The organism is Marinomonas ostreistagni, assembly GCF_016888445.1.
In the GTDB taxonomy this organism is placed as follows: domain Bacteria; phylum Pseudomonadota; class Gammaproteobacteria; order Pseudomonadales; family Marinomonadaceae; genus Marinomonas; species Marinomonas ostreistagni.
Genome location: NZ_JAFEKF010000001.1, coordinates 52,025 through 67,404 on the forward strand (window position 1 = coordinate 52,025; position 15,380 = coordinate 67,404).

Annotated in this window: 10 protein-coding genes; 7 read left to right on the top strand and 3 right to left on the bottom strand. The window is 48.3% G+C overall.

Going from position 1 to position 15,380, the window contains the following annotated elements; all coding sequences use genetic code 11:
• The first annotated feature begins 2 nt into the window (after positions 1 to 2).
• From cobN to JQX58_RS15215, 7 genes are all read left to right on the top strand, one after another.
• A complete protein-coding gene (gene cobN, locus JQX58_RS00215) occupies positions 3 to 3,845 on the top strand; it encodes a cobaltochelatase subunit CobN (protein WP_204144826.1) in 3,843 nt (1,280 codons plus the stop codon).
• A 61-nt stretch (positions 3,846 to 3,906) separates the two neighbouring features.
• Complete coding sequence (locus tag JQX58_RS00220; protein WP_204144827.1) at positions 3,907 to 5,157, top strand: sirohydrochlorin chelatase; 1,251 nt, start codon at positions 3,907 to 3,909, stop codon at positions 5,155 to 5,157.
• 117 nt (positions 5,158 to 5,274) lie between these two features.
• Positions 5,275 to 5,856 (top strand): hypothetical protein, encoded by a 582-nt coding sequence (locus JQX58_RS00225; protein ID WP_204144828.1) that lies wholly within the window; start codon positions 5,275 to 5,277, stop codon positions 5,854 to 5,856.
• Between the two features lie 271 nt (positions 5,857 to 6,127).
• The gene (locus JQX58_RS00230) at positions 6,128 to 8,080 is read left to right on the top strand and encodes a methyl-accepting chemotaxis protein (protein ID WP_204144829.1); all 1,953 of its coding nucleotides are present in this window, start codon (positions 6,128 to 6,130) and stop codon (positions 8,078 to 8,080) included.
• A gap of 202 nt (positions 8,081 to 8,282) precedes the next feature.
• On the top strand, positions 8,283 to 10,238 hold the full coding sequence (locus JQX58_RS00235; protein ID WP_204144830.1) for a methyl-accepting chemotaxis protein: 1,956 nt from the start codon (positions 8,283 to 8,285) through the stop codon (positions 10,236 to 10,238).
• Positions 10,239 to 10,447: 209 nt separating this feature from the next.
• Positions 10,448 to 11,161, top strand: coding sequence for a substrate-binding periplasmic protein (locus JQX58_RS00240; protein WP_204144831.1), 714 nt, complete (start codon positions 10,448 to 10,450; stop codon positions 11,159 to 11,161).
• Positions 11,162 to 11,178: 17 nt separating this feature from the next.
• Positions 11,179 to 13,215 (top strand): EAL domain-containing protein, encoded by a 2,037-nt coding sequence (locus JQX58_RS15215; protein ID WP_204144832.1) that lies wholly within the window; start codon positions 11,179 to 11,181, stop codon positions 13,213 to 13,215.
• Between the two features lie 26 nt (positions 13,216 to 13,241).
• Here JQX58_RS15215 and JQX58_RS00250 read toward each other — a convergent pair whose 3' ends face one another.
• The 3 genes from JQX58_RS00250 to JQX58_RS00260 are packed head-to-tail and all read right to left on the bottom strand — an operon-like array spanning position 13,242 to position 15,372.
• Positions 13,242 to 13,883 (bottom strand): tetratricopeptide repeat protein, encoded by a 642-nt coding sequence (locus tag JQX58_RS00250; RefSeq protein ID WP_204144833.1) that lies wholly within the window; start codon positions 13,881 to 13,883, stop codon positions 13,242 to 13,244.
• A complete protein-coding gene (locus JQX58_RS00255) occupies positions 13,880 to 14,689 on the bottom strand; it encodes an SDR family oxidoreductase (protein WP_204144834.1) in 810 nt (269 codons plus the stop codon). The genes JQX58_RS00250 and JQX58_RS00255 overlap by 4 nt, the downstream gene beginning before the upstream one ends.
• 14 nt (positions 14,690 to 14,703) lie before the next feature.
• The gene (locus JQX58_RS00260; RefSeq protein WP_204144835.1) at positions 14,704 to 15,372 is read right to left on the bottom strand and encodes an iron-containing redox enzyme family protein; all 669 of its coding nucleotides are present in this window, start codon (positions 15,370 to 15,372) and stop codon (positions 14,704 to 14,706) included.
• Positions 15,373 to 15,380 lie beyond the last annotated feature (8 nt).

Consider the following 15,380-nt stretch of genomic DNA (forward strand, 5'->3'; position numbering starts at 1 on the left):
CTGTGCATTTATTGGCAGCCAAACCGGGCGGCTTTGTCGATGACGAAGGCATCATCGACTTAGCGCAGACGCCTGCAGACATTGTGGTCTTAGCCGCAGCCGACTCGCTGCTGTATGCGCTTGGGCAATCCTTACACGCCTTGCCTGAGGGGGCGCCGAGTGTCAGGCTAGCTAACTGGATGCAACTGGCGAAGCCTGCCGCCTATGACCTTTACGAAGCCAATGTGCTTGAGCAAAACGACTCTAAACGTGCTCAGGTGGTGGTGTTGTCGCTCTTAGGCGGCCAGCACTATTGGCCATACGGTTTTGAGCGTTTGCAAGCATGGGCAAAAGCTAAACCTAACCGTCATTTGGTGGTGGTGCCGGGGGATGACAGCCCAGATCCAGATTTATCAAAAGCCTCCACTGAGGCGCCAGAGGTGGTTAATCGCGTGTGGCGCTATTTGCGTGAAGGCGGTGTGCGCAATGGCGAGCAACTGTTTAAATTTGCTCACCACCATTGGTTTTCAGGCTCTAATGATTGGCTTGATCCGGTCGTATTACCGAATGCGTTTATGGTGCTGTCTGGGCAGGCTAGCAGTCTAGAGCAGTGGCGCGCCCATTATCATGAGGCCTTAGCGACACAGCTGCCTGTAGCCTTAGTGCTCTACTATCGTTCGCACTTTCAAAGTGGTAACACCGCCGTTTTTAGTGAATTCTCTGAGGTATTGCTAGAGCAAGGAGTGGTGCCATTAGAAGTGGCGGTCAGCTCGCTAAAAGACGAGGTCAGTGTTGAGCTGGTCAGTTATTTGGCACAACAAAGTGCGAGCTGCTTGGTGTTAAACGCAACAGGCTTTTCTGCCAACCGTGCGGGCAGTCCAAGACTTGCCTCAGAACCGACATTTTTTGCGTCCACTTTCGCTAACGATTTACCGGTTTTACAGGTCATTTTATCGGGCAGTACGCAAGAGGATTGGCAGCAACAGAGTCAAGGTTTGCGCAGCCGTGATGTGGCCATGCAAGTGGTGTTACCAGAAATGGACGGGCGGATCATCACCCGTGCGATCAGCTTCAAAACGCTGGCCGAATACCACCCGCACGCACAAATCGACCTGATTCACTATCAGTTGCATCGCGAACGAGCAACGTTTGTGGCGCAGCTAGCCAAGCGCTACGCAGCCCTTAGCCAAAAGCCTAATGGTGACAAGCGTGTGGCGTTTATTTTGGCCAATTACCCTACCAAAGATGGCCGTATCGGTAACGGCGTCGGGCTTGATACGCCTGCGTCGACCGTAAATCTGTTGCAAGCGTTAGCGCAAGCAGGTTACCCGATAGACAATATTCCTGAGCACGGTAATGCGCTGATTGAAGCCCTGCTGGGCGCAGTGACTAATAATCCCAACACCCTGCATGAGCGTGGCTGCTGGCAAAGCTTAGCGTTAGATGATTATTTGCATTACTTCTACCAGCTGCATCTAACGGTACAGCAGTCTGTATGGGAGCGCTGGGGGCCGCCCGAAGACGATCACAAGTGCCGTGCCTATCAAGGACAGTGGCGCATGATGCTCGCGGGCATTCGTCTTGGCGAGACGTTTATAGGCATTCAGCCTGCACGCGGCTTTAACTTAGATTTAGCGGCTAATTACCACGATCCTGACTTGATCCCGCCACACAGCTATCTAGCGTATTACTTTTGGCTGCGCCACGTTTATCAAGTGGATGCCATTGTTCATGTGGGCAAGCACGGTAACTTAGAGTGGTTACCCGGCAAAGGCATTGCGCTGTCGAACACTTGCTGGCCAGACATTGCTATGGGGCCGGTGCCGCACTTTTACCCATTTATCGTCAATGACCCAGGTGAAGGTGCCCAAGCCAAGCGACGCGCACATGCGGCCATCATTGATCACTTGATGCCACCCATGACGCGTGCGGAAAGCTATGGCGATATGGCTGAGCTAGAAGCATTAGTTGACGAATACTATCAAGCCATGGGCATGGATGTGCGTCGTGAAACTTGGCTGAAAGAGACGATCTTAGACAAAGTGCAAAGCACGCATTTGCTTGAAGAACTAGGCGCTGTGGAAGCCTCAGACGAGGCAGCGGTGCTCGAAGAGTTAGACACCTATTTATGCGAGATCAAAGAGTCGCAAATTCGTCATGGTTTGCATCGTCTGGGTGAATTGCCCGAGCCTAGTAAGCTTGCAGATACCTGCGTGGCCTTATTGCGCTTACCACGTGGCTCAGACCCTGCGCACATGGGAATCTTGCATGCCTTGGCCGCTGATTTAGGCCTAGCTGATGACAACTTTGATCCACTCGCCAACAGTACGGCAGTCTGGCAAGGGGCAAAACCTGAGCCCTTACAACACTGCATCCAAGGCAGTTGGCGTACTCATGCTGATACCAAAGAGCGCTTGGAAATCTTAGCGCAGCAGTTTGTTGTGCAATACGTTTTAAACGATGACATCCCCGATGCTGGCCAGTGGCCCACGACCGTGCAACTCTTAGCCCACGCTAAAGAGGTCATATTAGCGGCGCTTAAGCAAAGTGCTAACGATGAAATACAAGCGTTGTTAAACGGTTTGAATGGGCAATTTATCCCACCAGGCCCAAGTGGTGCACCGACTCGTGGGCGTTTAGATACCTTACCGACAGGGCGTAATTTTTTTGCCGTAGATAATCGTGCGATTCCATCACCGGCGGCATGGGCTATTGGTGCGAAGTCAGCCGAAGCGCTGGTCATGCGCCATTTACAAGAGCACGGTGATTATCCGACCAATCTTGGTTTGTCCGTCTGGGGCACAGCCACCATGCGCACCGGTGGCGATGACATTGCCCAAGCATTTGCTTTGATGGGCGTGCGACCGATTTGGGCACCAGGTTCCAATCGAGTGACCGATTTTGAAGTCTTGTCGTGCATGCAATTAGGGCGCCCAAGAGTGGATGTGACCTTACGTGTGTCGGGCTTTTTTCGCGATGCGTTTGCCAATGTGATGCGCTTGTACGATGCCGCGGTGCAGGCGGTGGCAGAGTTTGAAGAGCCAGGGCAAGGCAATACCGTGCGTGCTAATATTTTGGCGCGTGAGCAACAGTTAGTCGCCCAAGGGATGGACGTGACTGAAGCTAAACGCCAAGCCAGCTATCGTGTGTTTGGCAGCAAACCTGGTGCCTATGGTGCGGGCCTGCAAGGCCTAATTGATGAGCGCTGTTGGGATACTCAACAAGACTTGGCTGAGGCTTACCTTAACTGGGGCGGCTATGCTTACGGCGAAAATGGTGGTGAAGGCGTCGCGGCGCAGCAGGCGTTTGCAGAGCGGTTAGCCAATCTTGAAGCCGTGGTGCAAAACCAAGATAACCGTGAGCATGATTTACTTGACTCAGACGATTATTATCAGTTTCAAGGTGGCATGACCAATGCCGTGACGCAACTGCGTGGCGCAGCGCCCGCGGTGTATCACAGTGATCATTCAAATCCGGCAACGCCTAAGATCCGTACGCTTCAAGAAGAGCTGAATCGTGTGATTCGTGGGCGCGTGCTCAATCCGAAATGGATCGAGGCCATGCGTGAACACGGTTATAAAGGTGCGTTTGAAATGACTGCCACGGTCGATTATTTGTTTGCCTACGATGCGACCACAGATTTGATTGCCGATTATCAGTACCAACAAGTGACGGATACCTTGTTACTTGACCCAGATAACCAAGCGTTTATGGCCGACAATAATCCCGATGCGCAGCTAGAGATGGCGGAGCGCTTACTGGAAGCCATCCAGCGTGGTATGTGGCAAGCCCCTGAAGATTATGAAACACGGATAAAATCACTGTTACAAGCGCTGGATCAACGCCAAGAAACAGCACATCCATAGAATACCTATTACCCATTTAATGTAGCGGCACTGATCGCATTAAAAGCAGAGAGATAAGAGCATGACAGAACAAGCCAAAAAGAAAGGCATTATGATTTGCGGGCATGGTAGCCGTGATAAGGACGCAGAGCGTGAGTTTGGCTTAGTAGCCGCCGGCTTGAAGGCACGTTTTCCGGATCTGCCTGTTGAGTACGGATTTTTAGAGTTTTCCGCACCCAATATTCACATGGGTCTAAACAGCTTGATCCAACAAGGAGTAGAGGATATTTATGCTATTCCTGGGATGCTGTTTGCAGCCACCCATGCCAAAAATGATATCCCATCAGTGTTAACGACCTTCCAAGATAAACACGATAACTTAAGCGTGCATTACGGCCGTGAGCTGGGCTTACAAGATGATATGATCGAAGCCTTCCAAGCGCGTATCTATGAGTCATTAGGGCTGGATCCAGAGAATCCACCTGCGGATTTGTACGACACTATGCTAGTGGTCGTAGGGCGCGGAACTTCTGACACCTCTGCCAATGCTGAAGCGGCGAAATTAACGCGTATTGTTAACGAAAACATGGGCTTTGGTTGGGCCGATACGGTGTATTCTGGTGTGACTTATCCTTCAGTCGGCGTCGGTCTTGAGAAACTGGTGAAACTTGGCTTTAAGCGTATCGTCGTGGCGCCATATTTCTTGTTTACCGGGCGTTTGATTAAGCGTATTGAAGGTTATGTCGATAAAGTGGCGGCTGAAAATCCAGCCATTAAGTTTATCAAAACGCCATATCTTAATGATCATCCGCGTGTGATCGATGCGTTTGAAAACCGTGTTAATGAAATTATGGATGGTTCGCTGAGCCAAGCCAGCGATGAAACTTTAATGAGTTCATTTAAGCGTCGCTTGGCGGCCGGTGAGGTCGATGTGCATCATCACCACGCCGAATATGTAGATCCTGAGGACGACACTCAAGGCTTAGCAGCCGCGGATCATGCCCACGATCACAGCCATAGCCATTCGCATAGCCACGAGCATTCGCATAGTCACGAGCATTCGCATAGCCATGATCACTCACATGACCACGGGCATGCTCACAGTCACGATCATTCGCATGGTCACAGTCATTCACATGGGCATTCACACGATCATGGCCATCATCACCATGGCGTGTATCAGCATATTGGTCACCCATTAGGCCCACGCACCATGATCGGTGAAGGGGTCTGTTGTTGCTTTATGGGACAATTCACCCAAGAGATCCTTGAGCAAGAACAAGACCGTATTGAAGGGGATTGCTCGAAAACTGCGCTGGCGCACAACGCTTAGACAACACTGACCTCAGAGTGGAGTCGTCTCTGCTCTGAAGTTTTCGAGCGAGGTAGGTGAATATGTTATGTTAGCGCCAGCCACCCCATCATCAGAGAACCAATAAGGGAGAAAACCGTGTCCGATTCGCAAACCATACAGGTCGAAAAATTAGAGAAATTACGACAAGCTTGGCTGCCAGCTGTTGAATTCCTATTTGGCCCTGCTGCCCCTGGAGTGACCTTTACAGGGTTTAAGATTGATGCCGACTTGCCCAAGCCGCAAGCTTCGGTGACACAAACGAACGATCAAATCAGCTACGCTATACATATGCCAGCACGTAGCTTCACCAACGATGTCATGCTATTAGCGGATATTGTTCAAGAAATGGTACGTGGCTTGTACCCTCTGACTGAGCAAGCTACGCCAATTGCATTAAGTGAAGGTTGTGCCGTGTATGGTGCAATCACTGCCGTCAAACAAGTGTTTGGTGAAGAAACACTAGGTTCATACTTGGATGCACTGAAGGAAAACGGTTTTGCTTACTATGACGCCTTTTCTTATGTGGCGGTCCTGTTGACTGAAGATCCTGAGGCCATTAAAAAATTGCGTGAGCTGAAACCTTTTTTATATCAAGTAGAACGAGCTGATTTCGCGCAAGTAGGCATTAGTTTAGATCGAAAAATTGAAGATATTCTGACCTATACCTTCCGCCAGTAAAATTATTTCTCCCGCTTTTTTCGTTACCGTCTAAAATAGAAGTTAAAGCCATTTAGTATCGTGACTTTAGCTTCTATTACTGATCTATGAGTTTGTGTTGTTAAAGTGTAATAACCGATAGTAAATGGATTTGGAGTTACATAACATTTATTGCACAGACGACCTATGGATGGGACCTTTACTTTGAAAAATACGGCTATCCTCTGATAACCCATATTTATAAAAGCAAAGGAATACTAAGGCAGAGGCCTTTTTCATCCTTGAGGTAGCTATGACGGTTCGCGCTAAAATCATCGCCCTGATTATTGCAGGTGTGACCTTACCCGTTTTTATTATTGCATTGGTTATTATTTCGAGTATTCGAACAGAAGCCATCGATAATTTTGAGCATCAAAGCCAGGCTGAAATGGGCCATATCGATGCGCTTTTCTCCATGTATTTAAATAACCTAGCCGAACAAGCGGCGTTTTTTGCACGCGCCGATGCGGTGACAAATTTAACCGCAGGAAGTCTCAAATCGTATGCTAATGCGCCGACGCAAAGAATGACGCCAGAGCGCAACTCGTTATTAGAACAAAATGCTTATGCACTGTTTGATGATTTTGGTTCGACACATCCTAATCTGGCTTATATTTGGGCGGGATTAGCAGACACTGGTTATGTTTCTTGGCCAAAAGGCGAAAGTTCCGCCAATTATGATCCTACTCAACGTAGTTGGTACCAGAAAGCCCAAGGTACCAACTCTCCCGTTCGTATTCCCGCTTATCTAGACGCTTTTACTGGAGCGCCTTTGATTGATTATGTTCACACCTTCACAGGAGCAGATGGAGTGCAAGGGGTCGTGGGTGTTGATGTGACTTTAAAAAGTCTGACAGAACTATTGGCAACGGTGAAGTTCGGTGGAGAAGGCTATGTCGTGATGGTCGAGGATAGTGGCACCATCCTAGCGGACCCGGCAGATGCTGAAAATAACTTTAAGTCGATCGCTCAAGCGTCCCGAGCCTATAGTAAGCTTTCGTCCGAACCAGGCATACAATCCATTGCTATCGACGGTGAAGATTGGTTTGCCACCGTATATCTCTCTTCTGATTTAGGCTGGAAGTTCATAGGTCTGATTCCTGAAAATGCGGTGTTTGCTCAAGCGGATCGTTTGACTCTTCACATTGCCGCCATTGCAGCGCTAATGATTGCGCTGTTTGCCGTGATTGGTGTTTATCTTTCCACGTTGATCGTGAAGCCAATCAAGCAGATGGCTCAACGCTTAGCCGATATTAGTACAGGCGAGGGGGATTTGACTCAGCGCTTGGACATGCATAGCAAAGATGAAGCGGGCCAGATGGCTACAGCATTCAACGATTTCATTGGCTCCATTGATTCGATAGTCGGCCATACTAAAGGATCTTGTCAGCGCATGGGGCAAGTCGCGCACAGCTCTGAAAGCTTGTCTCACGAATTGGGCGGTATTGTGGCGAAACAAGCTAATTCAGTGGACCATTTATCTACCGCCTTTAATGAAATGGTGGCGACCGCCAATGAAGTGGCGTCAAACTGCAGTTCGGCCGCAGCATCTGCTGAGCACAGTGAAGCGCAAGTACAAGAAGGTAACCGACTGATTAAGCAAACCATGGAGTCGCTACATAAACTCGAAGCAGAGCTGAATGGTTCGAATGAAGCCATGACGGTGTTGTCGCAAGAATCGAGTAACATCGTGACCATTTTAGATACCATCAAAGCCATTGCCGAGCAAACCAACTTACTGGCGCTCAATGCAGCCATCGAGGCGGCGCGTGCCGGTGAGCAAGGACGAGGCTTTGCCGTGGTAGCGGATGAAGTGCGTACCTTGGCAGGTCGTACGGCTCAGTCAACAGACGAGATTGATACCCTGCTGACACGCTTGCAGCAACAAACGCAAATTGTCGCTGGTAAAATGCAAACCAGTTTGGGAGTGGCAAATAGCTCGGTCGATCTAGCGTCTGATACTTACCAAGTATTTGAGCAAATTTTGGCATCCGTATTGGCAATAAAAGATATGATGATCCAAATTAGTGCGTCCGCAGAAGAGCAGCATTTAGTGGCAGAAGAAATCAATAATAATGTTCTTGTGATCCATAATGGTGCAAATGAGTCCAATAGTTTGTCAGAACAAGTTGCGCAAACCGCCAGTGCGTTAAATGAGTTGGCCAACGAATTGCAAAATATGGTTAGCCGATTTAAAGCCAGTTAAGTGAGATATTATAAAAAGAAATATCAGTAAGTTGTTATTTCGCTTGGCGAAAACATCGGTAGTAATTAAAATCGATGAAATTTATTTTCCGCTATCCCAAGTCGCAAAAAGACTAGATTAAATAGCGATAAAAAATTACAGTACTTATAAATTATTTTAATAAAAAGCCAGTCAATTTGCTTTTGCTACAGTGAGGTTCTCTATGACGGTTCGTGCAAAAATCATTGCATTAGTCGCGGCTGGGGTCATTCTCCCCGTCTTTTTGGTGTCTTTAGTGATTATCAGTACCGTGCGTACCGATGCCGTCAACTCGTTTGCCAGTCAAAGCGAGTCGGAAATTCACTACGTTGATCGTTTGTTTTCGATGTATTTGAATAACCTTGCCGAAAACGTTGCGTTTTTTGCGCAAGCGGATGCGGTACAAGCGTTAACGCCTAACAGCCTGCAAAATTATGCCGGTCAGGCAGCCCAACCTATGGATCCTGCTCAAGGTACTTTGTTGGAGCAACAAGCCTATGAATTGTTTGAAGATTTCGCCGAAACACACCCAGATCTAGCGTACATCTGGGTGGGGACCGAAGCGAAGGGGTACCTGCAGTGGCCGTTAGCTGAAAGTATCGAGAATTATGATCCAACCCAGAAAGGCTGGTACACCCAGTCGATCAACTCAACCACCCCTAAGCGTATCCCTGCTTACAAAGATACCTTTACTGGTGCACCGCTAGTGGACTACTTGCAGCGTTTTGAAGGGGCTGAAGGTACTGTTGGGGTTGTGGGCGTCGACGTTACGCTACAAAAGCTGACTGAACTACTGGCGACCGTTAAATTCGGCGGTGAAGGTTATGTGGTGATGGTCGAAGATACCGGAACTGTTCTTGCGGACCCTTCTAACCCGGATAATAACTTCAAGCAACTGGCTGATACGTCACGCGCTTACGCTGATCTTAGTGACTCGCAAGAGATTCAAGAAATCACTATCGACGGTGACACCTGGTTTGCCAAAGTGTACACCTCACCAGAGCTTGGCTGGAAATTCATCGGCTTGATTCCAAGCTCGGTCGTGTTCGCACAAGCAAACGATTTGATGGTGAAAATCGCCATCATTGCTGTGTTGATGATTGTCGTCTTTATTGCGATTGGCTCCTTCTTAGCTGGCGTGGTTACGAAACCGGTTAAAATTATGGCTGAGCGTTTGACCGATATTAGTCAAGGGGAAGGGGATTTAACTCAACGTCTTGAAATGTTGGCAAAAGATGAGTCGGGTCAAATGGCCCATGCTTTCAATGATTTCATCGGCTCCATTGATTCGATTGTTGGGCGCACCAAATCTTCGTGTGAGCACATCGGTCAGGTAGCGCATGAGTCAGAATCGTTATCGCATAACCTGAGTGAGATCGTATCGAAGCAAGCAAATTCGGTAGATCATCTTTCCACAGCGTTTAATGAGATGGTGGCGACTGCCAACGAAGTCGCCTCTAACTGTAGTTCTGCTGCGGCGTCAGCGGAGCACAGTGAAGCACAAGTGCAAGAGGGTAACCGTTTGATTCAGCAAACGATGAGTTCGTTGAATAATCTAGAAGAGGAACTTAACAGTTCTAACGAGTCGATGGTCACCTTATCGCAAGAATCTAATAACATTGTCGGTATCTTGGATACGATCAAGGCGATTGCCGAACAAACTAATTTGCTCGCCTTAAACGCAGCCATTGAGGCAGCGCGCGCGGGTGAACAAGGTCGAGGCTTTGCCGTGGTGGCGGATGAAGTACGTACCTTAGCCGGTCGTACCGCAGAATCGACCGATGAGATTGATAAACTACTGACACGCTTGCAGCAACAAACCGATGTTGTGGCAGGTAAGATGGAGCACAGTGTGAGTGTGGCGCACAGTTCAGTCGGTTTAGCGTCTGAGACCTACAAGGTATTTGAACAGATTCTGGATTCGGTACTAACCATCAAAGACATGATGATCCAAATCAGTGCGTCAGCAGAAGAGCAGCATCTCGTCGCCGAGGAAGTGAATAACAACGTACTTGTGATTCACGATGGTGCAAACGATGCCAACAACTTATCTTCGCAAGTTTCGCAAACGGCTGCTTCCTTAAATGAGCTGGCCAACGAACTGCAAGACATGGTGAGCCGCTTCAAGTCCAGTCGTTAGACCAGATATTGTTAAGTAGTCGCTAGATAGCAAAACATCTTAAAGCCCTTAGTATCTCACTAAGGGCTTTTTTTTATCAGTCGATGTTATCTGTAGGTGCCTTGGTATAGTATTTGTTCAATTGATGCGCAGGTTAATAGGAGCGAGCGGTGTTAAAGGGGGATCGTATGACACTTAAGTCGGTCAAAACATGTGTAAGCATTGGGCTTATGACCCTATTTTCAGGCGTCAGCCACGCCGCTGCTGATTTGACGTTGTACGTTGTGGATTATCCACCTCATATCTTTGCCGCGGACAAGGATAATGTCTCCGGTTTAGATGTAGAGGTAGTTAAACAAGCGTTTGCAGTCATGGGTGTGAGTGTAGATACGCAGGTTATGCCCTGGAATCGTATTGTAAAACTAATGCAGCATGGTCAAATCGCTGGCACGATTGCTTGCTCAAGACGTGATTACCGAGAGCAGTATATGCTGTTTAGTGACCCGATCTCTTATGTCGAACCTATTGCTTTAAGCAAACAGTCATTAGAGGTCGGCGAGTTTAAGGATTTGCAAGCACTCAAGAACTTTCGCGTGACGACCGTAGAAGGTTGGGGCATGCAAACACAATTGGTACAAGCCAAAATTCCGCATCGTACAGCGCCAGATATCGAAAGTGCTATTCGTGCGGTACAGTTCCGCGATGTCGATATCTTATATATGGCCCGCTATCCCGCGCTTTACTATGCCAAACAGATGCAACTTGGACAGGAGGTAAAAGTGACGTCTTTCCAGCAAGATAACGCGTTGGCATTGCATCTATGCTTGAGTAAAGATTACCCCGGTGCCAAGTCACTAAAAGAGACATTCAACCAAGGGCTGCGTGCAATCAAGCGGCAGGGTGATTACAATGACCTGCTTGATCAATATTTGTCCATGCAGTAAAAAAGGATGTTTTACCGGTGAAGTTAGGTCATAGGATTGCCTATAAACAAGCTAAGATTATATTGCTCTCTGCCTTTTTATTGGGGGGCTTATCCGCTCTAGTGCAACTGTCCATCGACCTTAAATTGGTACGCGCCAATTTTGTCAGTGACATAGAGCGCTCAGTTAATGTTTATGTCCCAAGTTTGCAAGGGGCTATCTATAATCTTGATAGCGAACAAGTCCAGAGCATTGCTAAGGCACTCACTAAAGACCCGTTATTTTTGTCGGTCACTGTCTATGACGACTTCGGTGATCGCATGAGTGTCATGCGGCGCGATACTAAGGAGCAAGCATCGATTTTCGACAGTCTTGGTTTTGCTGCACTCAACCTGCCTGAAATCTACGAATACCCGATTGAAATCCGCTCTGGGCTCAATCATTCATCTGCTCGCTTAGTTCTGCAATTAGATGCACGTTATATGTCCCATGGGTTAGTCCAGCGAGCCTTGACGCTTATTTGGCTAGGACTGATTTCAACGCTGTTACTAAGCATTGTCTTATTCGCTATTTTTTATCGTGTGCTTTCTAAGCCTATTCAGCATATTGCCCGCTGGGTAGAGAGCTTGGACCAGCAACAAGGGGCTCTGGTATTACCCTACAGTAAGCAAGACGAGCTAGGGTTGTTGACCCGCAATGTAGCAGATATCTGGCGCAAAAAAGACGTCGCCAATCAGCAAGTACGCAGTCTGGCATACTATGATCCACTGACGGAGCTGGTAAACCGACGCATGTTTATCGAGCGGTTAGAGGCCACCCTAGAGCAACAATCTGCGTCACAATCGATCGGCGCGGTCATGTATTTGGATGTCGATCGCTTCAAAAGCATCAATGACTCGTTGGGACATGGTATTGGTGATCAATTATTGATCATTATCGCTGCCCGACTGCGCCAAGTATTACCTGACTTTGTCACTCTGGCACGTTTTGGTGGTGATGAGTTTGTGGTTTTGATCCCAGATTTAAGTCATGACTTAGAGCTGGCTACGCAGGCCGCCACCGCACTAGCGGCGCAGCTGATTGAAGCAGTCGCTGAACCGATTAAAATCGAACGTAATCTGATTCACTGTTCGACCAGTATGGGCATTACGACCTTCCCACAGCAACCAGACAGCAGTAGTGACGTTTTGCGTCGCGCCGATACTGCTTTGTACCGTGTCAAAGCGGAAGGACGTAATGGATATCAGCTGTACGATGATACCATGCAGCAGCAAACGCAAGAGCGCTGGCAAATAGAAGAAGCGTTGCATGAGGCGATTGCGAAAGAGCAGCTAGAGCTTTGGTGGCAGCCTCAGGTATCGACACGCAATGATATTACTGGGGCTGAAGTGTTATTACGCTGGCGCCACCCGCAAAAAGGTATGATTCCACCGGACGAGTTTATCAGTATTGCCGAAGAGTCTGGGCAAATTCATCATATTGAAGAATGGGTGATTGAAGCGTCGTTAAAGCAACTCGAACAGTGGTTGGCAGCAGGACTACCGGCCACGTTCAAACACTTGGCGATAAATATCAGCCCTGCGCACTTTATGCAGGCGGATTTTGTACAGCGTATCTTGCCTATTATTGAGCGCTATAATATTGCCGGCGTGAAGCTTGAATTTGAGATCACAGAAAATCTATTGATTGATAATTTTCATCAAGCGTCCAGTACCATGGCGACGCTTCAGCAACACCATATTTCCTTTGCCATTGATGATTTTGGTACTGGGTATTCATCGTTGCGCTATTTAAATCAGCTACCGCTGAATATTCTCAAAATTGATCGCTCTTTTATTCAGCGTATGGAAGACAGCGCCGCGGAGTTGGCCATTGTCGATGTGATTTTGCTGACCGCCAAAAAGTTGGGGTTGGAGGTGATTGCTGAGGGAGTGGAAACTGCCCATCAGCAGCAGTTATTAGAGGCCAGAGGCTGCCAGCTTTACCAAGGTTTCTACTTTGCTAAGCCGCAACATCACGAAGACTTTTATCGCTTGTTGACTCGGCAAAATGGTCGTTTAGAGCCTGAGCAATAGCGGCTCTAAACGACTCTACCTTGGACTTAACTTAGTCGTGCATTGACCTTAGTTAGTAACGATCTGATCTCTTTTTGGCGACCTTGGTCGGCCAATGGCCTGTCAGGGCGTGGAGCGGCTTGTTGCGCTTTGAGTAAATACGCTTTTGCCGCAGCATACTGTTTATCGTCATAGAGAAACTCGGCATAGAAGTAATTGCTATCGATGCCATCGGGATTGATCTCTAGCGCTTGTTTGAGCAGCTTTTCTGACTTTTTATCGCTACCAAAGCCGATCGGCCAAGCCGGTACCTTGTGATATAACACTCCTAAGCTTGTGTAAGCAGAGCCGTTAAGGGCATTAGCGTTTACTTCCATGGCTTGTTCAAAGCTCTGACGTGCCTCTTTAGCCAGAGACAGTGCGCCTAAGCCGCCTTTAGCGCCAGCGGTACTGGACTGAATGATACCTTGCCAAATCAAGTAGTTGGCGTCATTAGGGTGTTGTTGCACTGCTTCTTGTGCCTTAGCTAACAGTTGTATGAAGGCGTCTTCTTGCTGCTGCTCGGTCATTCTGTATTGAATTTCAGCCCAGTTACGCTGCAATACGTTAAGTGGCGTTTGCAAGGATTCTGCCCAGCTGGTGGCAGGAATACTGATGGCTAATAGCACTGTGCCAATCAAAGTTTTCATAGTTTGTTCTCCTCGCCAAGTGGGCGGCTACTGTAATGTTTGATGAGATTGAGTTTGGATTTTAATGCTCGGTCAATAAGACTGGGCATTAGGCTGTTGAGTAGTACGAATAGGCGTTCAGGAAAGCCGATGAAAGTACGCGCCCGTTGTGCATGTAACTGTTTTAGCAAGGCTTGCGCGACTTTCTCTGGGGTATCAACGGCGTTACCTAAGTGTTGATTCATGGCCATAGCGGCATCACTGTTGATCGAGGTTTGGGTCGCGCGGGGCGCTAGGTACAGTACTTTGATAGACGTATCAGCGAGCTCGCGACGTAGGGCCTCGGTAAAGCCGCGCAAACCAAATTTACTGGCGCAATAGCTGGTTTGAGCGGCGAAGCCGATACTGCCAAAAGTGGAGCCGACATTGACAATCGTACTGCTTGGCTGACGTTCAAGTAGCGGCAATAATCCCTGGGTGATCAGCATGGGGGCAATCAAATTTGTCTGCATGATGCTTTGTAGCAAGGCTTCCTCAGTCTCTTCCAGTAGTGACAGATGGCTAATACCTGCGTTGTTAATCAGCATTGAGAGCTCGCCTAAAAGATAAGCTCTACGGATCAGTTGTTGACGCCCAGTGGCCGTTGCCAGATCGGCTACGATGATTTCATGTTGCCCAGGTAATTGGGCCCGAAGCTGTTCTAAGCCAGCCTCGTTACGGCCTTGTAATAAGAGCTTAATGCCTTCATTGGCAAGCGCTTTGGCAATGGCTTGGCCAATGCCCCCCGTGGCGCCTGTTAGCAGACAATAGGATTGAACTGAGCTCATGGGATGCCTCCGCGTTAGGCGACTTGTGCGCTTGGAGCGCATTCAAGTTGACGAAAGATATTGGCGTATAAGGTAAAGAACACTTTGGCGCTGTGAACGATCAGATCTTGCTCTTGCGGATCCGTGATTTTGTTCATCAGGTTTTCAAAAAATACAATGTGTTCTTGGTCTAGGGCGCCATGAGAGCGCAGGTAGCTAAAGGCTGTGCTAGGCAGCTGAAGCTTGTCTTGAATATGTTGCGCTGCTTGATCGGCCAGCGCTGTACTCGTGCCCTCTAACACAAACACCATGCCGAAAAAGCCTAATGGATTGATACGCTGAACCATATCGTAGGCATAAGCCACCATGAGTTCAGTGGCGAGTGCAGGCTGGCTCTTGCGTACGGCTTCTTTGTCGTAACCGCAGGCAGCAATATCGTTTAGGATCCATTCTTGGTGTCCCATTTCTTCTTCGATGTATTCGCCGACGGCTTCTCGAAGCCACTCTTTGTCTTCACTTAGACGGCCACCGACGCTCATTAGTAACGGTACAGTGTGTTTGACGTGATGATAGGCTTGGCTTAAAAAGTCGACGTATTCTTGGCGTTCGATGGCGCCATTGAAGCAGCGCTCAATGATTGGGCTTGAAACAAGGTATTGGCGTTCTGCTTGGGTTTCATTTTGTAGGCGTTGGTATAAAGACATAATCTGTT